The 1252-nt window shown below is 40.7% G+C and carries 1 protein-coding gene; it reads right to left on the bottom strand.

Annotated features, from left to right (window positions below):
• A partial coding sequence (locus GH664_RS24030; RefSeq protein WP_228111691.1) for a hypothetical protein occupies window positions 1-1239 on the bottom strand: 1239 nt, incomplete at its 3' end.
• Window positions 1240-1252: the final 13 nt, after the last annotated feature.

Genomic DNA, 1252 nt, shown 5'->3' with positions numbered 1-1252 from the left:
GGTAAAATGATGTATCTGGTTGATGTTGTCTGCACTAATCAGATAAACACCATTTCCTTTGGTACCAAACCATTTTCGGTTTCCACTATCTATCACAATAGCCGAAATACTTACTCCTTCGAGCAGGTAATCAGCATAATTGGTTCCATCGTTGCGTGGTACCTTGATTTGGCTGAATGTTGCATCTTCTTTTCCTACCTGGTTGCTTTCTATCATGAAAGTGTTGAGGTTGGTTCCTACCCAAATGTTATGATTTTTATCTTCTGTCACATATTGTATCGATGTAGGAGCCATGTCTGTTCCATCTTGGTTGATGAAGCTTTTATAAACAAGCAGAGTCTTTGATGAAGGCTGATAGCAGCATAGAGCTGGAGCTGTATAATGCGCATTTACAAACCACAGAAGGTCTCTACTGTCAAAGGTCAGGCATTCCATGCTGGCAAAAGATTTGTTTTCATTATCCTTGGTAGCTGTCAATGCTGCCTGATGGTGAGAAATCCATTCTCCGTCTTTGCTATATTCGATAAGAGATTGCTGAGCTGGAGCAGAACTTGGAGTTTCGTCATTCACCATCCAGAGGTTGCCTTCCTTGTCAAACTTGATGCTACCGATGATCTGATAGTTCTTGCTTTGGTTATTGAAGGAAGTTATTAAACTGTTGCTTGAATTATAGAACTTGATGAATTTTCCATCTTTAAATTCATAGAGTCCATTTCTCGCACCAGCAAATACGTGGCTAGGATCTTTGGGATCTACATCCACGTCGTTGACATCTATGTAGGTTATTCCTGTCTTGGATTGGATACTGTCATCAAAGATTTGCCAATCGTTTCCGTTTAATACTTGAACGGTTCCCGGACGGTTAGCATCTACCTCATGTCCGAATCCTCCTCCGCAGGTATAGAGCTGATTATTAACAAATCTCATACCCCAGAAGTAATTGTATTTAGGGCCTCCTGGTTGCAATGTACCAACCACTTGCTTCAATTCGCTTTTGTCTTCTTGCTTCTTGGCTACATAGCCTCCCGCCTTGTTCCAGTTGTTCTTATCGAGCAGGTTTTTGGAGAGTGGAGCACGATATTGTCCGTTAGTCTGACTATAGGCATAGATATAATTATCCTTAATCTCGCACCAGTTTACCTTGAATCCGAGATTATAAGTATCGCTGATTTCGCCATCTGCGATATTCACTTTTATGATTCCAAAACCATTGCTTATATAGGCATATTTGCCATACATGTAGATATCGTTT

Origin of the sequence: Thauera sp. 2A1 (assembly GCF_009469595.2) — a bacterium.
Lineage (GTDB): Bacteria > Pseudomonadota > Gammaproteobacteria > Burkholderiales > Rhodocyclaceae > Thauera.
This window is presented reverse-complemented; position numbering and strand designations above follow the sequence as displayed.